At 46.9% G+C, this 23,737-nt stretch carries 18 protein-coding genes; 12 read left to right on the top strand and 6 right to left on the bottom strand.

What is annotated here, in order from left to right; all coding sequences use genetic code 11:
* Positions 1-12: 12 nt before the first annotated feature.
* Entirely contained in the window at positions 13-933 is a 921-nt protein-coding gene (locus BUC01_RS21310; protein WP_025833533.1) for a hypothetical protein, read from the bottom strand.
* 301 nt (positions 934-1,234) lie between these two features.
* On the opposite strand from BUC01_RS21310, the gene BUC01_RS21305 reads away from it, so the two are divergent.
* The 8 genes from BUC01_RS21305 (at position 1,235) to rodA (ending at position 12,981) form a co-directional block, all read left to right on the top strand.
* On the top strand, positions 1,235-3,202 hold the full coding sequence (locus BUC01_RS21305) for an ABC-F family ATP-binding cassette domain-containing protein (RefSeq protein ID WP_025833535.1): 1,968 nt from the start codon (positions 1,235-1,237) through the stop codon (positions 3,200-3,202).
* 29 nt (positions 3,203-3,231) lie between these two features.
* Positions 3,232-5,268: a M13 family metallopeptidase gene (locus BUC01_RS21300; RefSeq protein WP_073314831.1), complete on the top strand. Its 2,037-nt coding sequence runs from the start codon at positions 3,232-3,234 to the stop codon at positions 5,266-5,268.
* A 290-nt stretch (positions 5,269-5,558) separates the two neighbouring features.
* Positions 5,559-7,082, top strand: coding sequence for a bifunctional phosphoribosylaminoimidazolecarboxamide formyltransferase/IMP cyclohydrolase (gene purH / locus BUC01_RS21295; RefSeq protein ID WP_073314815.1), 1,524 nt, complete (start codon positions 5,559-5,561; stop codon positions 7,080-7,082).
* A 112-nt stretch (positions 7,083-7,194) separates the two neighbouring features.
* Positions 7,195-8,217, top strand: a complete 1,023-nt coding sequence (locus BUC01_RS21290) for a rod shape-determining protein (protein ID WP_009132050.1) — start codon at positions 7,195-7,197, stop codon at positions 8,215-8,217.
* A gap of 9 nt (positions 8,218-8,226) precedes the next feature.
* The gene (gene mreC, locus BUC01_RS21285; protein WP_025833538.1) at positions 8,227-9,069 is read left to right on the top strand and encodes a rod shape-determining protein MreC; all 843 of its coding nucleotides are present in this window, start codon (positions 8,227-8,229) and stop codon (positions 9,067-9,069) included.
* A 97-nt stretch (positions 9,070-9,166) separates the two neighbouring features.
* Positions 9,167-9,667: a rod shape-determining protein MreD gene (gene mreD, locus BUC01_RS21280; RefSeq protein ID WP_025833540.1), complete on the top strand. Its 501-nt coding sequence runs from the start codon at positions 9,167-9,169 to the stop codon at positions 9,665-9,667.
* A gap of 1 nt (position 9,668) precedes the next feature.
* Entirely contained in the window at positions 9,669-11,534 is a 1,866-nt protein-coding gene (gene mrdA / locus BUC01_RS21275; RefSeq protein WP_025833542.1) for a penicillin-binding protein 2, read from the top strand.
* Positions 11,515-12,981 carry a rod shape-determining protein RodA gene (gene rodA, locus BUC01_RS21270; protein ID WP_025833543.1) on the top strand — a complete coding sequence of 489 codons (1,467 nt, stop codon included), beginning with the start codon at positions 11,515-11,517 and terminating at the stop codon, positions 12,979-12,981. The genes mrdA and rodA overlap by 20 nt, the downstream gene beginning before the upstream one ends.
* On the opposite strand, the gene BUC01_RS21265 is transcribed toward rodA, so the two are convergent.
* The 5 genes from BUC01_RS21265 to BUC01_RS21245 all read right to left on the bottom strand — a co-directional run bounded on the left by BUC01_RS21265 (position 12,970) and on the right by BUC01_RS21245 (position 19,014).
* A complete protein-coding gene (locus tag BUC01_RS21265; protein WP_025833544.1) occupies positions 12,970-13,455 on the bottom strand; it encodes a gliding motility lipoprotein GldH in 486 nt (161 codons plus the stop codon). The two genes, rodA and BUC01_RS21265, sit on opposite strands and share 12 nt — an antisense overlap.
* Positions 13,433-14,854: a regulatory iron-sulfur-containing complex subunit RicT gene (gene ricT, locus BUC01_RS21260; protein WP_025833545.1), complete on the bottom strand. Its 1,422-nt coding sequence runs from the start codon at positions 14,852-14,854 to the stop codon at positions 13,433-13,435. The genes BUC01_RS21265 and ricT overlap by 23 nt, the downstream gene beginning before the upstream one ends.
* Before the next feature lie 44 nt (positions 14,855-14,898).
* Complete coding sequence (locus BUC01_RS21255) at positions 14,899-16,017, bottom strand: DNA polymerase III subunit (RefSeq protein ID WP_025833547.1); 1,119 nt, start codon at positions 16,015-16,017, stop codon at positions 14,899-14,901.
* 60 nt (positions 16,018-16,077) lie between these two features.
* Positions 16,078-17,031, bottom strand: a complete 954-nt coding sequence (gene metF, locus BUC01_RS21250; protein WP_025833549.1) for a methylenetetrahydrofolate reductase [NAD(P)H] — start codon at positions 17,029-17,031, stop codon at positions 16,078-16,080.
* Between the two features lie 93 nt (positions 17,032-17,124).
* Positions 17,125-19,014: a fimbrillin family protein gene (locus BUC01_RS21245; RefSeq protein ID WP_025833551.1), complete on the bottom strand. Its 1,890-nt coding sequence runs from the start codon at positions 19,012-19,014 to the stop codon at positions 17,125-17,127.
* Between the two features lie 402 nt (positions 19,015-19,416).
* Here BUC01_RS21245 and metA point away from each other — a divergent pair, with 402 nt between their 5' ends.
* Genes metA through BUC01_RS21225 form a run of 4 tightly spaced genes read left to right on the top strand, consistent with a single transcriptional unit; the run spans position 19,417 to position 23,472 of the window.
* Positions 19,417-20,334, top strand: a complete 918-nt coding sequence (metA, locus tag BUC01_RS21240) for a homoserine O-acetyltransferase MetA (RefSeq protein WP_025833553.1) — start codon at positions 19,417-19,419, stop codon at positions 20,332-20,334.
* On the top strand, positions 20,331-22,235 hold the full coding sequence (locus BUC01_RS21235; protein WP_073314813.1) for a peptidase U32 family protein: 1,905 nt from the start codon (positions 20,331-20,333) through the stop codon (positions 22,233-22,235). The genes metA and BUC01_RS21235 overlap by 4 nt, the downstream gene beginning before the upstream one ends.
* 22 nt (positions 22,236-22,257) lie before the next feature.
* Positions 22,258-23,271 (top strand): zinc ribbon domain-containing protein, encoded by a 1,014-nt coding sequence (locus BUC01_RS21230; protein ID WP_051568830.1) that lies wholly within the window; start codon positions 22,258-22,260, stop codon positions 23,269-23,271.
* A 12-nt stretch (positions 23,272-23,283) separates the two neighbouring features.
* Positions 23,284-23,472 carry a hypothetical protein gene (locus tag BUC01_RS21225; protein WP_025833557.1) on the top strand — a complete coding sequence of 63 codons (189 nt, stop codon included), beginning with the start codon at positions 23,284-23,286 and terminating at the stop codon, positions 23,470-23,472.
* The last annotated feature ends 265 nt before the right edge of the window (positions 23,473-23,737 follow it).

The following is a 23,737-nucleotide window of genomic DNA, read 5'->3' as shown; positions in this document are numbered from 1 at the left end:
CTTATCGTTTACTTATCTGATGGTGTTGAAACTTAGTTCGGCTGCTGCCCTGTCAGGCAGGCATTTCAGGTGGTAGACCGGTAGGTTGGCGGCAAGGAGTTTCACCGTTTCTATGACGCCGTTGTTCAGTTCTTCCACTACTTTCAGGCAGGAACAGGCGGGCAACAGGGAGGCGAATGCACGTGCTGCTCCTTCTTTCTTTATGATATTCTCCGGTGCCTGCTCCAAGCGGACGAATGCGCCTGCCGGAACTGAATCATCCTTGTAGCAGGGCGTCTTTCCGCTCCAGGGTGAGCCGTAGACGGTGGTCTCTCCGGTTTCCTTATTATAATGCACGATAGGATTATCATCATTCAGTAGCTCGCAACCGGGAATGTTTTCCAGCCACAGCCGGGTGTGCGTACTCTTTCCTGTTCCGCTTTTCCCTAAAAAGAGGTAGCCTTTCCCGTCTTTCTTAATGACGGAGGCGTGCATCAGTACGGTATCAGTGCAGGCGGTCTTGAATGCATACACCATCATCAGAATATTATTGAGTACGAATGCATCTGCTTCTGTCTCATGCAGAGACAGCGTGCCTGTGGCAAAGTCGGAGTGGAAATAAGCTGAATATTCTTTTGTGTCGTTCGGCGCAAGAATGCTGATGAGGTGCGAGTCGGTGCCGGGTAGTGCGCTGATTCTGCACGTGGCACCTTCCCACTCAAACTCTACGAGTTGGTGGTATTGCGAATTATCTTTCTCGTTGCTTCCTTTTTCCGGCTGAATGTTGAGTGAGAAGATAATCTTACTCTTGTTTTCCAGGATTTCTTTTTCCGGCAGCAGGAAAGGGCTCAGGGAAGGGATAAGTTCCTCTGACTTCCAGCCCGGAATAGAAGATGAAGTGCCGAACAGGCAAGGACCTACCCGAAATAGTTGCGCATTGCGTTCCTCTTTCATTCTTTTTTGTATAGTAATTGGGTTGTTGTTTGTATGTACGACGTAAAGGTAGATGTATTCTTCTAATTTACCAAAGCTGGCGGAAGGATAATTCATTAGAAAGTTATATCAAATGATGAGTGGAAGAGATTAAGTGAACCTTTCCACCGCTTACTTCGCAAGGCTGAACAGCGTAGAGTGAAATAAGTAGTGCTAATTCTGGAAATGTTGTATCGGATGTCTTCTTTCTGACTTAAAATTGAAGACAAACTCCCGAAAATCACTACCTTTGCAGTCTTAAACGCTAAATTTCATTGACATTATGATATCAGTAGAAGGACTGAAGGTGGAATTCAACGCCACGCCTTTGTTCGAAGACGTCTCTTACGTTATCAACAAAAAAGACCGTATCGCCCTGGTGGGCAAGAATGGTGCGGGCAAATCTACCATGCTTAAAATATTGGCTGGCTTGCAGCAGCCCACTTCCGGCGTTGTTGCAGTTCCCCGTGAATGTACTATCGGTTACCTGCCCCAGGTGATGATCCTCAGCGATAATCACACGGTGATGCAGGAAGCCGAACTTGCCTTTGAACACATCTTCGAGATGCAGGCCAACATCGAACGCATGAACCGGCAGCTTGCCGAACGCACCGATTACGACAGCGAAGATTACCATAAACTTATCGACCGCTTCACCCATGAGAACGAACGTTTCCTGATGATGGGCGGCACCAACTTCCGTGCCGAAATAGAACGGACCCTGCAAGGTCTGGGATTCAGTCGTGAGGACTTCGACCGCTCCACCAGTGAGTTTTCCGGTGGCTGGCGTATGCGTATTGAGTTGGCAAAACTCTTGCTTCGCCGTCCCGATGTGCTGTTGCTCGATGAGCCTACCAATCACCTTGACATCGAGAGTATTCAATGGCTGGAAAATTTCCTCTCTACCCGTGCCAACGCAGTAGTACTGGTAAGCCACGACCGTGCTTTCCTCAATAACGTCACCACACGTACCATCGAAATCACCTGCGGACAGATTTATGACTACAAAGTGAAGTACGATGAGTTCGTCGTGCTGCGGAAGGAACGCCGCGAGCAACAACTCCGTGCCTACGAAAACCAGCAGAAACAGATAGAGGACACCGAGGCTTTCATCGAACGTTTCCGTTATAAGGCTACGAAAGCCGTGCAAGTGCAAAGCCGCATCAAGCAACTGGAAAAGATAGACCGCATCGAAGTGGACGAAGAAGACAACTCGGCGCTGCGCCTGAAATTCGTATGCAGTAGCCGTAGCGGAAGCTACCCCGTCATCTGCGAGGATGTAGCCAAAGCCTACGGCGACCATGTCATCTTCCATGATGTGAACCTCACCATCAACCGCGGTGAGAAAGTAGCGTTCGTCGGTAAGAACGGCGAAGGTAAATCCACCCTCGTGAAGTGTATCATGGATGAGATAACCGATTATACCGGAAAGCTGACTTTGGGGCATAACGTCCAGATAGGATATTTCGCCCAGAACCAGGCACAGCTTCTTGATGAAACTCTTACGGTGTTCGATACCATCGACCGTGTGGCAGTGGGAGACATCCGTACGAAGATACGCGATATTCTCGGTGCTTTCATGTTCGGCGGTGAGGCTTCCGACAAGAAGGTGAAAGTTCTTTCGGGCGGTGAACGCACCCGTCTGGCAATGATTAAGCTCCTGCTGGAACCGGTGAACTTCCTGATACTGGACGAACCGACCAATCACCTCGATATGCGTTCTAAAGATGTGCTGAAAGATGCCATCCGCGAATTTGACGGGACAGTGATATTAGTCAGCCACGACCGTGATTTCCTTGACGGGCTTGCGACTAAAGTATATGAGTTCGGTGGTGGTGTTGTGAAAGAACACCTCGGCGGCATCTACGACTTCTTGCAGAAAAAGCAGATAGAAAGCCTGAATGAGTTGCAGAAATCACCGACACTTTCAGCTTCCCCCTCCAACGGAAAGGATAACACCGATAAGGATGTGGCAGCACAGGCTTCCGGCGCAAAACTCTCTTACGAGGAGCAAAAGGAGTTGAACAAGAAACTCAAGAAACTGGAACGCCGCGTTGCCGACTGTGAAGAGGAAATAGAGCAGACAGAATCCGCCATCGCCATTCTCGAAGCCAGGATGGCAACTCCCGAAGGCGCTTCGGACATGGCACTCTACGAACAACATCAGAAGTTGAAACAACAACTCGACTCCGTGATGGAAGAGTGGGACACTGCTTCTACCGAACTGGAAGAAGCGCGCGGTAACCAATGACATGTATCAACCAATTTAATAATACAAGAATGAGATTTACCAAGTATTTACCTTTCGCTGCAATTTGCCTTATGACGGCAGGATGCGGTACGGGCAAGCAGAAGGCTGAATTGACAGCCGGCATCAAACTTGCCAATCTTGACACGACTGCCCTTCCGGGAAGTAGTTTCTATCAGTACGCCTGTGGCGGTTGGATTGAAGGCCATCCCCTTTCGGCTGAGTATTCACAGTACGGCTCTTTCACCGAACTTGCCGAGAACAACCGCAAGCAGATACAAGGTCTGATTGAGGAACTTGCCGCTACCCAGCACGAAGCCGGTAGTGTGGCTCAGAAAGTGGGCGACCTCTACAAAATTGCTATGGACAGTGTGAAGCTGAACCAGGAAGGTGTTGCCCCTATTAAAGCCGACCTGGAGCAGATTGCCGCTCTGAAAGACAAACAAGATGTCTATGCCCTGCTGGCTAACTTGCGCAAGCAAGGCATCGGCGCTTACCTCGGAATGTATGTTGCCGCCGATGAGATGAACAGTAACGAGAATGCCGTACAAACTTACCAAAGCGGTTTGAGTATGGGCGAACGTGACTATTATCTGGCTGCCGACCCTTCCACTACCGCTATCCGCGATGCTTTCCGTACTCACGTGCAGAAGATGTATCAGTTGGCCGGCTTCGATGAGGCTACTGCCAAGAAAGGCATGGAAGTAGTGATGGACGTAGAAACTCGCCTTGCTAAAGCTTTCCGCTCTCGCACCGAACTGCGCGACCCGCATGCCAACTACAACAAGATGAGCATGGAAGAGATAAAGAAGAACTATCCTACTTTCAACTGGGATGCTTATCTGTCAGAGCTTGGCCTGAAAGATGTAAAGGAAATCATTGTAGGCCAGCCTGCCTCTTTGGCTGAAGCTGCCAAGATTCTGGATACATTGCCTGTTGACCAGCAATCGCTCTACCTGCAATGGAAGCTGATTGATGCTTCCGCCAACTACTTGAGTGACGGGATCGCCCAACAAAACTTCGACTTCTACGACCGTACCATGTCCGGAACACAGGAGATGCAACCTCGTTGGAAGACCGCTGTTTCTGTTGTCAGCTCTGCACTGGGCGAAGCTGTGGGACAGATGTACGTAGAGAAATATTTCCCTGCCGCTGCCAAAGAACGTATGGTGACTTTGGTGAAGAATCTTCAGACGAGCCTGGGCGAACGCATCAACAACCTGCCCTGGATGAGCGACGAAACCAAACAGAAAGCACAGGAAAAACTGGCTACCTTCCACGTGAAGATTGGTTATCCTGACACGTGGAAAGATTATTCCACACTGGAAATCAAAGACGACTCATACTGGAATAACATCAAACGTGCCAACCTGTGGGGCTATGCCGAAATGGTTGCGAAAGCTGGCAAACCGGTGGACAAGGACGAATGGCTGATGACTCCGCAAACCGTAAACGCTTATTACAACCCGACAACGAATGAAATCTGTTTCCCTGCCGGTATCCTGCAATACCCGTTCTTCGACATGGAAGCCGACGATGCCTTCAACTATGGTGCTATCGGTGTGGTAATCGGTCATGAGATGACACACGGATTCGACGACCAAGGCCGTCAGTACGACAAAGACGGTAACCTGAAAGACTGGTGGACCGAAGAAGATGCCAAGAACTTTGAGAAACGCGCTGATGTGATGGTTGCCTTCTTCGACAGCATCGAAGTGGCTCCGGGTGTACATGCCAATGGACGTATGACACTGGGTGAGAACATTGCCGACCACGGTGGTTTGCAGGTTTCTTTCCAGGCATTCAAGGCTGCTACGGCTGCCGCTCCGCTGGAAGTGAAAGACGGTTTCACTCCCGAACAACGTTTCTTCCTGGCTTATGCCAACGTTTGGGCCAACAACACCCGTCCCGAAGCTATCCTGCAACTCACGAAGATAGATGTACACTCTTTGGGCAAATGGCGTGTAGACGCTGCATTGCCGCACATCGCAGCATGGTATGAGGCATTCGGCATTACAGAAAAAGATCCGATGTTCGTACCCGTAGAAGAACGCGTCTCTATCTGGTAAGTTTTGCCACCGCGGTGGCACAGTTTTGCCATGCCTATGGCACAATTGTGCCAAGCCTATGGCAAAGTCTTGCCACAGTGATGGCAAAACCTTGCTGATATAGTGGCAGGAAAACCTTGTTTAAACAGGAACTATTTGGCTCCCTATTCAGCAAAAAAGAAAGATAAAGGCAGTAAATCCTAAACAGGATTACTGCCTTTTTTAATTATACCTAATTTATTGTGTTTGAGTATATGTGCAAATAAACATTTTTAGTACCTTTGCACATCAAATCGTTAATACGCAAATCCATGTCTGAAACAAAAAGAATTAAAACCGCTCTGGTATCGGTTTACCATAAGGAAGGTTTGGATGAAATCATTACCAAACTACATGAAGAAGGAGTTGAGTTTCTGTCAACAGGCGGAACTCGTCAGTTTATAGAATCCCTGGGTTATCCCTGCAAGGCAGTGGAAGACCTGACAACATATCCCTCTATCCTGGGAGGACGTGTGAAAACCTTGCACCCGAAGGTGTTCGGTGGTATTCTTTGCCGCCGCGGACTGGAACAGGATATGCAACAGATAGAAAAATATGAAATTCCCGAAATAGACCTCGTTATTGTCGACCTGTATCCGTTTGAAGCCACCGTGGCTTCCGGTGCCGACGAACCGGCTATTATCGAGAAGATAGATATAGGCGGCATCTCCTTGATTCGTGCCGCTGCCAAGAACTTTAACGACGTAGTGATTATAGCTTCTCAGGCCCAGTACCAGCCATTCCGCGATATGCTGATGGAACACGGAGCTACAACCTCCATCGAAGAACGCCGTTGGTTTGCCAAAGAGGCGTTTGCCGTTTCTTCTCACTATGACTCAGCCATCTTCAATTACTTCGACGGCGAAGAAGGTTCGGCATTCCGCTGCTCCGCCAACAATCAGAAGACTTTGCGTTACGGAGAAAACCCGCACCAGAAGGGTTACTTCTATGGAAACCTGGAAGGAATGTTCGACCAGATTCATGGAAAAGAAATCTCCTACAACAACCTGCTTGATATCAACGCTGCCGTTGACTTGATAGACGAATTCGATGATATAACGTTTGCCGTATTGAAGCATAACAATGCTTGCGGTCTGGCTTCACGCCCCACGGTGCTCGAAGCATGGAACGATGCATTGGCAGGTGACCCCGTATCTGCTTTTGGTGGTGTGCTCATCACCAACGGTGTGATTGACAAGGAAGCCGCCGAAGAAATCAACAAGATATTCTTTGAAGTAATTATCGCTCCCGACTACGATGTGGATGCACTGGAAATCTTGGGACAGAAGAAGAACCGTATCATCTTGGTTCGCAAGCCGACCACATTGCCGAAAAAACAGTTCCGTTCATTGCTGAACGGTGTGCTGGTGCAGGATCGTGACCTGAACATCGAGCAACCGGAAGATTTGAAGACAGTGACTACCAAGGCTCCTACCGCACAGGAAATAGAAGATATGCTCTTTGCCAACAAGATCGTGAAGAACAGCAAGTCCAACGCCATCGTACTGGCAAAAGGCAAGCAATTGCTGGCAAGCGGTGTAGGGCAGACCTCACGTGTGGATGCTCTGAAACAAGCTATCGAAAAAGCCAAGAACTTCGGCTTCGACCTGAAAGGTGCCGTGATGGCATCCGACGCTTTCTTCCCCTTCCCCGACTGCGTAGAAATAGCCGGAGGCGAAGGTGTGACTGCGGTTATCCAGCCGGGTGGCTCGATCAAGGACCAACTCTCGTTCGACTATTGCAATGAACATGACATCGCAATGGTGGTTACGGGAATCCGTCATTTTAAACACTAATATTAATGATGAATGAAGAATAAAGAATAAAGAATTTGCTGCGCTGTCTTTATTTGCGCTGTTATTCTGCATAGTATTCTTAATTCTTCATTCTTAATTCTACATTTAGAATATGGGATTATTCTCTTTTACGCAAGAAATAGCGATGGACCTTGGTACCGCCAATACCATCATCACAACCAATGGTAAGATTGTGGTGGATGAACCTTCGGTGGTAGCCCTCGACCGTCGTACCGATAAGATGATTGCCGTGGGTGATAAGGCAAAGATGATGCACGAAAAGACCCACGAAAACATACGTACCATCCGTCCGCTCCGCGACGGTGTAATTGCCGACTTCTATGCTTGCGAGCAGATGATACGCGGTCTGATAAAGATGGTGAACAACCGTAGCCGTCTGTTTTCTCCTTCGCTCCGTATGGTAATCGGTGTCCCCTCGGGTAGTACGGAAGTGGAACTGCGTGCCGTGCGCGACTCTGCCGAGCATGCCGGCGGACGCGACGTTTACCTGATATTCGAACCTATGGCTGCCGCTATCGGTATCGGTATCGACGTGGAAGCTCCGGAAGGAAACATGATTGTAGATATAGGTGGTGGTTCTACTGAAATTGCCGTTATCTCTTTGGGCGGTATCGTAGCCAACAACTCCATCCGCATTGCCGGTGACGACTTGACTGCTGACATTCAGGAGTACATGAGCCGCCAGCACAATGTGAAGGTCAGCGAGCGTATGGCCGAGCGTATTAAAATTAATGTAGGTGCTGCCCTGACCGAACTGGGTGAGGATGCTCCGGAAGATTATATCGTTCACGGACCGAACCGTATCACGGCTCTGCCTATGGAAGTGCCCGTATGCTATCAGGAAGTGGCGCACTGTCTGGAGAAATCAATCTCAAAGATTGAAACCGCTATCCTGAATGCGCTGGAAAATACGCCTCCCGAGCTGTATGCCGATATTGTGCACAACGGTATTTATCTGGCAGGTGGTGGTGCATTGCTCCGCGGGCTCGACAAGCGTTTGACTGATAAGATAAACATTCCGTTCCATATTGCCGAAGACCCCTTGCATGCCGTAGCTAAAGGTACGGGCGTTGCACTGAAGAATGTGGATCGTTTCTCATTCCTGATGAGGTAATAAAGGAATATGCGAAATTTACTGAACTTTCTTATTAAATACAATTACTGGTTCCTCTTTCTGTTGTTAGAGGCAGCCAGTTTTGTTTTATTATTCCGCTTCAACTACTATCAGCAGAGCGTATTTTTCACTTCTGCCAATAGCGTAGCGGGGAAAGTTTATGATGTTTCGGGGGCTGTCACTTCTTACTTCCATCTGAAAACGACCAATGAAGATTTGTTGGACCGCAACATGTGGTTGGAACAGCGGGTGGCGTTTCTGGAAAAGATATTGAAGAATAAGGGATTGGACTCCGTCAGACTGTACAGTCTTGAGCACATGGAAACGGAAGAGTACAAAATTTTCAAGGCAAATGTGATTAAGAACAGTTTGAACAGGGTAGACAACTATATCACTCTTGATGAAGGTACCAGTGCAGGTATCCGTCCGGAAATGGGTGTGGTAGATGCCAATGGGGTAGTAGGTATCGTTTATAAAACCTCTCCGCATTATTCTACTGTCATTCCGTTGCTGAACAGTAAATCGAGCATAAGTTGCAAGATTATCGGCAGCGAATATTTCGGTTATCTGAAATGGGAATATGGAGATTCGCGTTTCGCTTATCTCAAGGACTTGCCCCGTCACGCTGAGTTTAATCTGGGCGATACGGTGGTGACAAGCGGCTATTCTACCGTATTCCCCGCAGGGATTATGGTGGGTACGGTGGATGATATGTCCGATTCCCATGACGGTCTTTCTTATCTGTTGAAGATTAAACTGGCTACAGACTTCGGGAAGTTGAGCAATGTACGGGTAATTGCCCGCACCGGTCAGGAAGAACAGAAGGCATTGGAGAAAGAGGAGGCGAAGTGATGGGAGTGATTAGTGACGGAGTGATAAGTGATTAGTTATAAGTGAAAGTAACCTCAATTGTCAATTATCAATTGTCAATTGTCAATTGTTATAAGAGTTGGTTATTAATTATCTGCATAAATTAGGTTGGTTTATTGGTTTGGTGCTATTGCAGGTGCTGATACTGAATAATGTGCATATTGCCGGATATGCCACACCTTTTTTGTATATCTATCTCATACTGAAGTTTGAGTCGGAGACGCCAAGAAATGCTTTGATGTTGTGGGCGTTTTTCCTGGGGCTGACCGTGGATATCTTCTCGGATACTCCTGGTATGAATGCTGCGGCCACGGTGGCACTGGCTTTCTTGCGGCCTACTTTCCTGCGACTGTTCGTGCCGCGGGATACGTTTGAGGATATTGTTCCTTCGATAAAGTCGATGGGATTTGCCCCTTTCCTGAAATATTTGATTGTCAGCGTTTTTGTTCATCATGCAATACTACTTACCATAGAGTTCTTTTCGTTCGCCCATATCGGAACATTGCTGCTGAGAATTGTGGCAAGTGCGTTGCTGACTATAACCTGCATACTGGCTATAGAAGGAGTGAGGAAAAAATAAAATGGCTAAAGATTATACACTCGAAAAGCGGAAGTTAGTGATAGGTGGGGTGGCGATTGTGATTGTCATCATCTATATAATGCGCCTTTTTGTGTTGCAAATCATGACTGACAGCTACAAAAAGAATGCAGACAGTAATGCCTTTCTCAATAAAATACAGTACCCTTCGCGCGGTGCGATATATGACCGTAACGGCAAGTTGCTGGTGTTCAACCAGCCGGCGTATGATATTACGTTTGTGCCGCGAGAGGTGACCCAGCTCGATACCCTCGATTTCTGCCGTACATTGAACATTACCAAAGAGCAACTTCTCAAGCGGATGAAGGACGTGAAAAACCGTTGGATGAATCCCGGTTATTCCAGATATACGCATCAAGTTTTTATGACGCAACTCTCGGCGGAAGAGTGCGGGGTATTCCAGGAAAAACTTTTCAAGTTTCCCGGCTTCTACATTCAGCGGCGTACGATCCGGCAATATACGTATGATGCTGCCGGGCATGCTTTGGGAGATATCGGTGAAGTGTCAATGAAAGACATCGAAGCGGATGACTACTATATCCGCGGTGACTATATAGGCAAGCAGGGTATTGAAAAGTCTTACGAGAAATACCTGCGTGGAGAGAAGGGAGTTGAAGTCCTGCTTCGTGATGCACATGGACGTATTCAGGGACACTATATGGACGGAAAACTGGATCGTTCGTCAGTGCCGGGTAAGAATCTGACGTTAGGATTGGATATTGAGTTACAGAGATTGGGCGAACGGCTGATGAAAAATAAAATCGGTGCGATTGTAGCCATCGAACCGGAGACGGGCGAGATTCTTTGTTTGGTATCGGCTCCGAACTTTGACCCGCATTTGATGATTGGCCGCCAACGTGGAAAGAATCATCAGATGTTGCAGATGGATAAGCAGAAACCGCTGTTGAACCGTGCCATTATGGGGTCTTATCCGCCGGGCTCTACTTTTAAGACAGCGCAGGCTTTGACTTTCCTGCAAGAGGGAATTATCCAGCCTTCCACGTCTTTCCCCTGTTCGCACGGATTTATATATGGCGGTTTACGGGTAGGTTGCCACGGACATGGATCACCGCTGCCGCTGATACCGGCAATTGCTACTTCTTGTAACGCCTATTTCTGCTGGGGGCTATATCGTATGTTTGGTGACCGGAAGTACGGTTCGCCACAAAATGCGATTACAGTGTGGAAGGATCACATGGTTTCACAGGGATTCGGTTATAAATTGGGAACGGACCTTCCCGGAGAGAAGCGTGGATTTATCCCGAATGCGGGTGTTTATGACAGGGCTTATCGGGGTTCGTGGAACGGACTGACGGTAATCAGTATTTCTATCGGCCAGGGTGAGGTGCTGAGCACTCCTTTGCAGATGGCCAATCTGGCGGCTACCATTGCTAACCGCGGCTACTTTGTAACTCCTCATATCGTAAAGGAAATACAGGATGCGGAGTTGGACAGCACCTATCGGGAACGTCGGTATACTTCCATTGACCGCCAGTATTATGAAGAAATAGTAGAAGGAATGCGGGCAGCCGTAACGGGAGTCACCGGAAGTGCCACTTGTCGTATCGCAGGAACAATTCTGCCCGGTGTGGAAATTTGCGGAAAGACCGGTACGGCGCAAAACCGTGGTCATGACCATTCCGCATTTATTGGTTTTGCCCCTATGGACAAACCGAAAATAGCGATTGCCGTCTATGTGGAAAACGGCGGTTGGGGAGCTACTTACGGAGTGCCTTATGGTGCTTTGATGATGGAACAATATTTGAACGGAAAACTTTCGCCTGCCAGTGAGGCACGGGCGGAAGAAATGAGTAACCGTGTTATAATGTATGGTAACGAGGAGAGATAGTATATGGAAATCATTGGATTGGGTAACGATTTGTGTTTATCTGATTCTTATCGTATTCGGATGGTTTAGTGTCTGCGGGGCAAGTTATGATTATGGCGACCGTGATTTCTGGGATTTTTCTACTCGTGCAGGCAAGCAGTTGGTATGGATTATCTGCTCTTTCGGTCTGGGATTTGTACTGTTGATGCTGGAAGATGATATTTATGACATGTTTGCCTATCTGATTTACATAGCGCTTGCCATATTGCTTGTGGTCACCATATTTATAGCTCCTGACACCAAAGGCTCACGTTCGTGGTTGGTGATGGGGCCTGTCAGTCTGCAACCGGCGGAGTTTGCCAAGTTTGCTACAGCACTGGCGCTTGCCAAATATATGAATTCCTATTCGTTCACAATGAAGAACTGGAGGAATATACTGATGATGGTTTTCCTGATTCTGTTTCCGATGATATTGATTATCCTGCAACGGGAAACAGGTTCGGCATTGGTATATACCGCATTTTTCCTGGTGCTGTACCGGGAGGGAATGCCGGGTGTGGTGCTTTTCTCCGGTCTGTGTGCGGTAGTCTATTTTGTGGTGGGAATCCGCTTCGATCAGGTCTTTATTGCCGATACGCCGACGCCGATAGGGGAGTTTGCGGTGCTGTCTATGGTGCTGCTGTCTGCTGCGGGTATGGTATGGGTGTACAAGAAGAAGTGGGAACCTGTGCGTAACATATTGTTGGTTACGTTGGGGGTGTTACTGATAGCTTATATTGTTTCAGAATACGTGGTTCCGTTCAATCTTGTCTGGGTGCAGTGGGGACTGTGTGTGCTGGTGGTCGGCTATTTGATTTTTCTTTCTTTGAGCGAGCGTCACCTTAGTTATTTCCTGATAGGGCTGTTTGCCATAGGCTCTATCGGTTTCCTGTATTCAAGTGATTATTTTTTCAATAAAGTGCTGGAACCGCACCAGCAGATACGTATTAAAGTAGTGCTGGGTATGGAAGAAGACCTGGCCGGTGCCGGATATAATGTGAACCAGTCCAAGATTGCTATCGGTTCGGGAGGATTGACCGGCAAGGGGTTTCTGAATGGTACGCAAACTAAACTGAAGTATGTGCCCGAGCAGGATACGGACTTCATCTTCTGTACGGTAGGCGAGGAGGAAGGTTTTATAGGTTCTACTGCTGTATTGCTTCTATTCCTTATATTGATACTCCGTCTGATAGCTGTGGCGGAGCGGCAACCGTCCGCTTTCGGTAGGGTATATGGCTATTCGGTGGTCAGTATATTCTTGTTCCACTTGTTTATTAATATAGGTATGGTGTTGGGCTTGACGCCTGTGATTGGTATTCCGCTGCCATTCTTTAGTTATGGCGGTTCTTCACTCTGGGGCTTTACTATTCTGCTGTTTATCTTCCTGCGCATTGATGCGGGACGTAAAAAAAGACTCTCAGCGTTTTAGTCTGATTCCCACGTCATTGATGCCGGGCAGAACTTCGTCCGGCAGGAGGTGTGTGATTTTGAAACGGTATTCTCCGGCTTTTCCAATGCGGATAAGTCCTGCGCGGAGCGTTGACTGGTATAATCCGCCCCAGCCGTCGCCTAACCAGATTCCGGCACTGTCGGCGAGTTTCATCTCTAATGTATCCTTTTTAATGTTTTGGGCTTCCGGACTGTCGTAATAAATAAGTAGAGGCAGGTTCTGATAAGGATAATTGTTCCGGTTTCTGACTTCTACGGATATATTGTAGAGCGTAGCGGAGTCCGGAATGGTGATATCGAAGAATAGAGTATCTTTCCGCTGCCAGCCTTCCGTCGGCAGGGATTGAAAGGTATGATATACTGTCTGTTCGTCGCAAGCCATGCAAAGGCTTGCGGCAAACAGCAATATCAAACTCTTTCTGAGAGACTTCTTATGCTTGAGCAGGTTTTTCATTTCCGGCTGGTTTCTCTCCTTGTTGTTTGGGTGGATTGGGTTTGCCTCCATTGTCACGTTGCCCGTCTCCGCGCTGTCCGTCTCCACGTCCACGATTGTTTTTGGGCTTGTTGCGTCTTGCTTGGTCTCCTTGCGGACGGTCTCCTTGCGGTTTAGGCTGATTGCCTTGCTGTCTGGGTTGGTCACCCTGAGGCTTGGCTCCGTTTTGGGGTCTGGAGTCACCTTGCGGACGTTGCCGGGATTGCTGTTCCGCAGGCTGGTTGGGATTCGCTTTTTTCTTTTTCTTGCGATTGTTGTTACCGTTTCCACCACCGTTATTATCTCCGCCGTTTTTGCCTTTGCGGCTACGGTCGAAACGGGTCAGGCTTTCCTGTTCCAACAAGTCTACCGGTTTCTTGGGCTCTACGTGGCGTGTTTCTTCTATAAGACTGTCGGGCTTAGTACCCCGTTTGTTCATTCCGATGATTTCGAATGCACGCTTGCCGCTGATGGTCACCAGGTTGGCAGGAATATTCTTATCGGTAGAATAGGTTATCTGGTTACTCAGAATATCCGCCTTGAAGAAGTAGAACGTACCATCTTTGGTTTCCAGTTCAATTTCTTTGGAAGGAAGACGTTTCTGGGCTTCTACGTAACAGTCCACTTCGTAGTTGAGGCAACATTTCAGTTTGGCACATTGTCCCGCTAATTTTTGCGGGTTGAGGGAGATATCCTGATAACGCGCTGCACTTGTAGATACGGACACGAAAGAAGTCATCCAGGTGGCGCAGCACAACTCACGTCCGCAAGGGCCGATACCGCCGATGCGTCCGGCTTCCTGGCGTGCACCGATTTGTTTCATCTCGATGCGTACATGGAAAGCGTCTGCCAGTACTTTAATCAGTTGGCGGAAATCCACGCGCTCGTCGGCAATGTAATAGAAGATGGCTTTATTGCCGTCTCCCTGATATTCCACGTCGCCGATTTTCATATTAAGGTTCAGGTTGAGGGCAATTTGGCGGGCACGTATCATGGTACTGTGTTCCCGGCCTTTCGCCTCATTATACTTGTCCATATCCACCTGTTTTGCCTTGCGGTAGATACGTTTGATATCGGCTTCGGATTTGATATTTGCTTTCCGCATTTGCAGTGGAACGAGTCGCCCTGTCAGAGTCACTTCACCGATGTCATGTCCCGGTGTTGCCTCTACGGCCACGATATCTCCTTTTTCCAAAGGTATATGGTTGCTGTTCCGGTAATACCCTTTGCGGGTATTCTTGAATTGCACCTCTACCATGTCGCCCTCTTCCGCATTTCCGGGAATATCAGCCAGCCAGTCGTAGGTGTTCAGTTGCTTGTCCTGCCTGCAGCAACTTTTGCAACAGAGACCTCCACTTCCGTTATGTAGTTTAAAATCCATCTTTTTATTTATGATTTAGCTATTTACAATAATATATCTGGTTTCTACTGTTTCAGTAGAACAATCATTTTCAATGAAAAATCAAAGAATACCATACGGGCATTCACGTTCTGCTCGATGTGTATCTGGGCTTCACTCAGTTCATCCATCATTCCCATCACATTCCGTTCGTTGATGAAAGGCGCAAAACGGGTGGCAAAATTCTGTTCGGGCAAAGTCATATAATTCATCTCCTTGCGATGCAGGTTGTAGATGAAGTTTTCGCGTATCATACGCTGGGCGTATGTCAGGAAATTCTTTTGCCGTTCACGTCCCATGCCTGCAATCTGTTCACTCCACTGTTTCATCTCGCGTATCTTCCGTTGATAGGATAGACGCATAAGGCTGACAAAGAGTTCAAAAAACAACTCATTTTCTTCATTCAGATGAATCGTTTCCAGTGCTTTAATAAAGTCACCGTTGGCGAGATGCGCCAGGGTGAAACTGTCGTTGGGTCGTACACCGTATTTCTGCTGTAAAGCGCTGGCAATGTCAGCCTCTTCTATCTTGCGGATATTGAAACGTTGCGTACGGCTTAGGATGGTAGGCAAAATCATGTCCGGAGCTTCGGATATCAGCAGGAATACAGTCTTTTCAGGTGGTTCCTCCAAGAGTTTCAACAGCTTGTTGGCACAGACTACGTGCATCTTCTCAGGCAACCATACGATGGTCACTTTATATCCGCCTTCACTTGATTTCAAACTGAGCTTCCGCACTATTTCATCACTCTCTTTGGCATAGATGATGGCTTGTCCGTTTTCGGCATCCATCTCATTCAGCCAGTGGTTAAGGCTGAAATAGGGGCTGTTCAGAACCAGATGCCGCCAGTCGGCTATGTAATCGTCGCAAATTTCTTTTTTTCCCTTCTTCACGATGGGAAAGACGAAGTGTACATCCGGATGCACCAGTTTGTTCCATTTCACGCAGGAAGGGCAGATGCCGCAAGCATCCGTTTCTGTGCGGTTCGGACAACAAATGTAACGGGCATAGGCCATTGCCAGCGGGAGCTTTCCCACTCCCGACGGACCGCAAAATAGCTGTGCATGAGGAATACGCCCTTCTTGCACTTCTTGCCTTAATCGCTCTTTAGCAGCCTCTTGTCCTATTACATCTTTGAAAAACACGATATTACTTATAATTTAGTTATTGATTACCGATTGCATTACTTCCACTCTCCACTTCTCTTAGTAGACCTGTTTTGCAACTTCCTTTATGCTATCTACCGCACCAATGGAGTAGAAATGGATGCTGGGCACGCCATGCTCCATCAGTTCTTTGCATTGCTGCACACACCATTCGATGCCTACTTGCCTGGCTTCTTCATCCGTCTTACACTTCATCGCCTCGCGTGCCAGTTCTTCGGGCAAGTCCACTTTGAAGGTTTTGGGAATCATACTGATTTGTGATATCTTCTTAAATGGTTTGATACCGGGGATGATAGGGATGGTGACACCGGCTTTCCGGGTACGTTCCACAAAGTCGAAGTATTTCCGGTTATCATAGAAAAGCTGGGTAACGGCATATTCCGCACCGGCTTCCATTTTCTGTTTTAACCAATAAATGTCAGTATCGATATTGGGAGCTTCTTCATGTTTTTCGGGATAGCACGCCACACCGTAAGAGAACGGTGTTTTTGTTATCTTCATTTCCGAACCATCTACGAAGATGCCTTTATTGAAGTTGTTGATCTGTTCCTGTAATTCGATGGCGTGGTGGTAACCGTCGCCTTCGGGAGTGAATGCAGACTCGTGTTTCGCCTTGTCTCCACGCAATACCAGCAGGTCGGTGATGCCGAGGAATTGTAAGTCGAGCAATACGTATTCTGTCTCTTCGCGGGTGAAACCGCTGCAAAGAATATGCGGAACTACGGTGATATTATATTTATTCTGGATAGCACCGGCTACGGCTACGGTCCCCGGACGTCGGCGCAAGCGGTTGCGCTGAAACAGACCATTGCCCAGATCTTTGTATACATATTCGCTGCGATGCGTGGTGATATTTATGTATTTCGGGTCAAATTCCCGTAAAGTATCTATGGTTTCGTACAGCTTTTCGATGCCTGTGCCTTTCAGCGGTGGCAGTATTTCGAAGGAGAAAGCTGTCTTCTCGTTGCTGTGTATCAGGTCGATAATTCTCATTTCTTTTTCGTTGCCTTTGTTCGGTGAACAAAACTATTTGTACATTGGGAACAAAAATACGAAAAAGAAATGAGATATGCTTTTTTTATCCGGCTATTCTTTTATACAGCGTACGAAAAGAGCGCTGCTCTTTGGTTTGCTGTCAATAAGTTGGGCGTCGTCTTTCAAGCTTGTAAGGAGTATTACTTTATCTGCCAAAGTGGATTTGGATTCACCGCTTATCCAATAACCAGCTGAAGAACCTTCATTCACAAGAGTCGTTCCGGTTTCCTTTACACTGTATAATCCATAGGGAATAGCGTTGAATCCGGTTTCATTTGTTGCGATATAACCACCATCATTTGTTGTCCATTTCCCGGTTTCTAAGAGAATGGCTGCATTGTTAATGTATTTTGTTAATGATTCCCAATCCTTCATATTGGGTACCTTCCATTGCTCAGGTGCTAATTCATTGTCGGCAAGAAGGACATCTCCACTATAAAAATAGACATCCTGCTCTGTTGAATGGAAGTAACCGGCTCCTTGTCCGAATTCCGTTATTTTCTTTATAGTGTTGCCATCCCTATAAGTTGTAGCCTGTAAGTTCTCTTTCATCCAATACTGTGTGCCGATTTTTACTATCGGATAAGTTTTCAACTGTCCTCCCCGTATATCCCGGAGCATATAGCTGCTGACGTTGACTGTCGCAGGTGCTTCAGGCTTCTCTGTGACAATCTGTCCTTTACTATCGATGTAAAACACTTCAATTGGGGCCGATTCCCCTGGGGTATAGTTTAGCGTGTTGTCAGCAACATTCCAATTGACCGCTCCTCCATGCACTTTTTCTGCTTTATCCAGAAGTTGCAATACGGTTCCTTTATCTAATTGTGCCTGTTTGTTTATTACCGGATAAACGACGATAGCACGTGAGGCGAGATTGTTACTGGCTGATGACAAGTATTCTTTGCAGATTTCCGCCACAACCTGTCCTCCTTGATGAACTTGATAGATGTCTGATGTTTTGAAGGACAGGGCCGCAATGTGGATGGAACTGATTTGGTAACTGTTTTCACTTTCTTCTTGTGTCAGTTCTCCCCAGTCCTCTATTTCTCCCGCTATTCCACAGAGCGTATTACTGGCATTTTGCAATGCTTTGATGGATATGACGCATTGTTTATTGCTGCTTAGCGAATTTATGGATATAGGACAAGTATATATTTTCCCATTCCAATCAATGGTAAAAGATAAGTCACTTGAGGATGTTTCCTGTGGAATGACAATAAGTTCTTTGCCTACCAGTTTGTCTTTCTCCTTTTTCCAAATACCGAATGGGACAATGTCACTCTTTGCCTTGTAATTACTTAGTTTATTGTCTGTCAAGTCGTAATCTGCTTGGGTATAAAATCCGCTTATGGCAATCTGTGGATTTGACAGGAGCATTTCGTCTATGTCTTCTCCATCTTGTGGCAATAATTCTATTCTCAGCTTGGCAAATTGATGTTGGAATTTAAGTTGTACGGCATTGTTGCTGCTGGCTACGTCCCCTTTTTTAGCTATTAAGAAGTCTGATTTGGAGAAGTTGTCATTGGGGCTTTGGTTGGTTTGCACAGCTACATTGAGTGATGAATTATTTGCGGCGATACCTTCTTTTTGATAGGGATAATAGCTGATGAAATCAAGAGTTGCATCTCCTTCCGGATAGAAGACTGTTTCCTCGGGTATAAACTGATTGTTTTCACCGCATTCTAATTTAAGATTGTCAATGTAACGATTCCCGCTGATAGCTGTACCGGATATCATGGCGAATAGTCCGATTTGTTCTCCTGTTTTGAAACTACTTCCATTGGTTTTTGTATTTACTTTACTGATAGTAGTGGAGAATGTGATAGGAATGGTTCCGGGAGAAACTTCCGATTCGATTTCGTTAACGCAGGAAGTGCTCAAGAGAAGAGCACAACAGATTAAGGATTTTACTCCGTTTCTTCTAAACTTTATTTTATTCATTATTAAATAGTTTGTGGAATACTTACTATAGTAGTCCGGTTATATTTACGGTTTTGCTAAGGCAATTAATGCATCAGAATATTATTGGATTGAGTAGGACCATAACCGGTATGGAAAAGTCTGTCGGCTTTAGGATGCTAATTACTTGAAGTCACGCTTGAATTCAGGTTCTATTCTTTCTTTTATGTTCTTCAACGTTGATTAACGTTAACAGACCTCAAAGGTAAAATAATATTTCTGAATGTGAAATGAAAAGGGGCATTTGTGTTAATCGTTTTACCTATTTCACTTTGTATGAAGAGGATAAATAAACGGCTTTTACCCTACATTTTCATTCTTTCGCAGGAGATTTCAAAATTATCACGTACCTTTGTAGTCAAATTAAAGATAATCTGAGAACTTATGCCATTAAATTTACCTGATAAGCTGCCGGCGATAGAGTTGCTGAAAGAAGAGAATATATTTGTCATTGACAACTCACGCGCCACGCAACAGGACATCCGTCCGTTGCGCATCGTTATCTTGAACTTGATGCCTTTGAAGATTACCACGGAGACAGACCTTGTGCGTTTGCTCTCCAATACACCGCTTCAAGTGGAAATCTCGTTCATGAAAATCAAGAGTCATACATCCAAGAATACGCCTGTTGAACACATGCAGACGTTCTATACTGACTTTGAGAAGATGCGCGGCGAGAAATACGACGGCATGATTATCACTGGTGCGCCGGTGGAACAGTTGGATTTTGAAGAGGTGACTTACTGGGATGAAATAATGGAAATCTTTGATTGGGCGCGTACGCACGTCACTTCCACACTTTATATATGCTGGGCGGCGCAGGCCGGACTTTATCATCATTATGGAGTACCCAAGTATGCGTTGGATAAGAAAATGTTCGGCATATTCGAGCATCGTCCTTTAGATCCGTTACACGCTATTTTCCGTGGTTTCGATGATATGTTCTATGTGCCCCATAGCCGCCATACGGAAGTGCGGAAAGAAGATATTCTGAAAGTGCCTGAACTGACTTTGCTCTCCGAATCGGAAGAGGCAGGCGTGCATCTTGTTGTGGCACGTGGCGGACGCGAATTTTTCGTAACCGGTCATTCGGAATACTCTCCGCTGACGTTGGACACGGAATACCGCAGGGATTTAGACAAAGGACTGCCTATTGAAGTGCCTCGTAATTATTATGTGGATGATGATCCGGATAAAGGTGTCATGGTACGTTGGCGTGCCCATGCCAATCTGCTGTTCTCTAATTGGTTGAACTATTTCGTTTATCAGGAAACTCCGTACAATATTAACGATATAGAATGATAAAGCAACGGAAAATAGAATTACTGGCGCCTGCCAAGAATCTGGAATGTGGTATTGAGGCTGTCAATCATGGTGCGGATGCTGTGTACATCGGTGCACCTCGGTTTGGTGCGCGTGCGGCGGCCGGCAATTCATTGGAAGATATAACGGCTTTGGTGGCTCATGCCCATTTGTATAATGCCCGGATTTACGTCACGGTCAATACGATTCTGAAAGAAGAGGAACTGGAGGAAACGGAGGCTATGATCTGGGATTTGTATCGTGCGGGTGTTGATGCACTGATTGTGCAGGATATGGGAATCACCCGTCTGAACCTGCCGCCTATTCCTTTGCATGCCAGTACGCAAATGGATAACCGTACACCGGAGAAAGTGCGTTTCCTGGCAGAAGCCGGTTTCCGGCAAGTGGTGTTGGCGCGTGAATTGTCTTTGCAGGATATTCATTGTATTCACGAAGCTTGTCCTGAGGTTCTGTTGGAGATTTTCGTGCATGGTGCGCTTTGCGTCAGCTATAGCGGCCAGTGCTATGTTAGTCAGGCTTGCTTCGGACGCAGTGCTAACCGGGGAGAGTGTGCGCAATTCTGCCGCCTGCCTTTCAGTCTGACGGATGCGGACGGGAAAGTGATAGTGCGCGATAAACATCTGCTTTCCCTTAAAGATTTGAATCAGAGTGACGCTCTGGAAGAATTGCTCGATGCGGGTGCTACCTCCCTCAAGATAGAAGGCCGTCTGAAAGATGTCTCTTACGTAAAAAATGTCACAGCGGCCTATCGCCAGAAACTGGATGCCATCTTTGCACGCCGCACGGAATATGTGCGCGCTTCTTCCGGTACTTGCCGTTATACTTTCCGTCCGCAACTGGATAAGAGTTTCAGCCGCGGTTTTACCCACTACTTCCTGCATGGACGCAGTGAAGGGATTTTCTCTTTCGATACTCCGAAGTCTCTTGGTGAAGAGATGGGAACCATGAAGGAACAACGTGGAAACTACCTTACGGTGGCCGGACTGAAATCTTTCAATAATGGCGATGGCGTATGCTATCTCGATGAACAAGGCCGTCTGCAAGGTTTCCGCATCAACCGTGTGGATGGGAACAAACTTTATCCGGCGGGGGAGATGCCCCGTATTCGTCCGCGAACTGTGCTGTATCGCAACTTCGACCAGGAATTTGAAAAGCTGCTTTCCCGCAAGTCTTCCGAGCGGAAGATTGCCGTCTCCTTGCTTTTGGCAGATACGGCTTTCGGCTTTACCCTGACTGCTACGGATGAGGATGATAACAGTGTAACCCTTTCTTTTCCTTATCAGAGAGAACTTGCCCGTACACCGCAGGCGGATAATCTGCGCACGCAACTTGGCAAATTGGGAAACACCCCCTTTGAAGCTTGTACCCCTGTAGAGGCGAATCATCATTCGCCCGAAACCGGTTCCGCCATCGAAATACGCTTTTCCGACAACTGGTTTCTCCCCGCTTCCGTCGTAGCCGAATGGCGGCGCCAGATTATAGAAAAACTCATTACTGCCCGCCGTATCAACTATCGCCGTGAACTGGCTGTCTGGAAACCAACCACCCATCTTTTCCCGCTTCCGGAGACTTCGCATAAACCGACTGTTTCCGGGGCTTCATTAACGTATCTCGGCAATGTGATGAACACCCGTGCCGCTTCTTTCTATACTGACCACGGCATTGCTTCTGTAGCCCCGGCTTACGAGAAACAGTCCGTTCCGGGTGCTGTCCTGATGTTCTGCAAGCATTGCCTGCGTTATAGTATGGGGTGGTGTCCCACTTATCAGAAAGGACGTTCACCTTATCGGGAACCTTATTACCTGTCGGGAACTGACGGTAAGCGTTTCCGTCTGGAGTTCGATTGTAAAAATTGTCAGATGAAGGTTTATGCGGAATAAGGGATTGAAATATGATTTAGGAATGCAAATCGGCATAGGGCTGCGCAGGGCATACAGTTTCTTTTCTTTGCGCAGGTCTGCACTTATCTGCATTTCTTTATTCTTATGTTTCTGTTTTCTTTCTTGCCGCTATTCGCGTCCCAATCTGGATGATGAAGGAATGAGTGCCGGGACTCGTGATTCCCTGACTTACCTTTATGACCGCCATTACACGCTGAACACTAACCTGGAAGTAGTACAGGATTCTGTAGTGCTTGCCTGTCTGCCTGTGAAAGATTGCTATAATACCCTTTACAAAGGAGACCGTGTGGTGGTGGCTGAATTTGCCATTCATCCGGCGGACAGCGTGGATAGTGTTTGGGTGAAGCTGGCTCATACTCAGGAGATACAGGGCTGGATTGGGGAGCGTGAGATGATGCAGGCTTTTGTGCCGACGGATAGTATTTCCCAGTTCATTTACCTGTTCAGTGATACGCATGCTTCGTATTTCGTTATTATCTTCGCTTTGTTTGTGGGTGCCTGGATGCTCCGTTTGTTTCGTCGCAAACAGTTGAAGATGGTCTATTTTAATGATATCGACAGTGTGTATCCGCTGTTACTTTGCCTGCTGATGGCATTCAGCGCTACGGTGTATGAGTCTATGCAGGTTTTTGTGCCTGAAACGTGGGAACACTTCTACTTTAATCCTACGCTTTCTCCTTTCAAGGTGCCGTTTGTCCTTTCGGTCTTCTTGTTGGGCATCTGGTTGTTTATCATTGTCTTGCTGGCAGTGCTCGATGATTTGTTCCGCCAGCTTTCGCCTGCAGCCGCTATGTTCTATTTGCTGGGTCTGGCATCTTGCTGCATCTTTTGCTATTTCTTCTTTATATTGACCACGCAGATATATATCGGTTACGTCTTCCTTGCTGCCTTCATCTGGATTTTCCTGAAAAAGGTGCATGCCACACTTGTTGTTTATCGCTATCGTTGCGGTAATTGCGGACAGAAACTCAAAGAAAAAGGACGTTGTCCGAGTTGCGGTGCGATTAATGAGTAGGGGGATAGGTTTATGAACCGTTCTTCGCAAACTGTTGCCGTGCGTGTGTGGTCACAACCTTATTCGGTAGATGAAGTCACCACGATTGAAGGTAAAACATTCCGGCTTGTTAATCTTCCGTTCTATCTGGTTGGTGGGCTGGGAGAAGTATTAAAGAAAACGAGCGCTCCCGTAAAAGGGAACGCTCGTGATTCTGTATAAGAACTTATAAGTTTTTATTGTTTTCCACCTATATCCGATAATTCCGGGGTATATAGTTGAGGCGGAAGCGGAAAGCGGATTGAAAATCCTGATACTCGGGGGACGGAGGATGACACATCCGCCGGGACGGGAGTTCAACGTGCGTCGGAGTATCAGGGGTAATAAATCCGGAGACTATCCATCTGATTGTGTAAATAGAAAACTACGGTGTTTCTCTCGTAGTTTTTTTATTTATGTATTAACTTTGTAAAAATCAGATTTTATG

It is taken from the genome of Bacteroides stercorirosoris (assembly GCF_900142015.1).
Classification (GTDB): Bacteria; Bacteroidota; Bacteroidia; order Bacteroidales; family Bacteroidaceae; genus Bacteroides; species Bacteroides stercorirosoris.
This window is presented reverse-complemented; position numbering and strand designations above follow the sequence as displayed.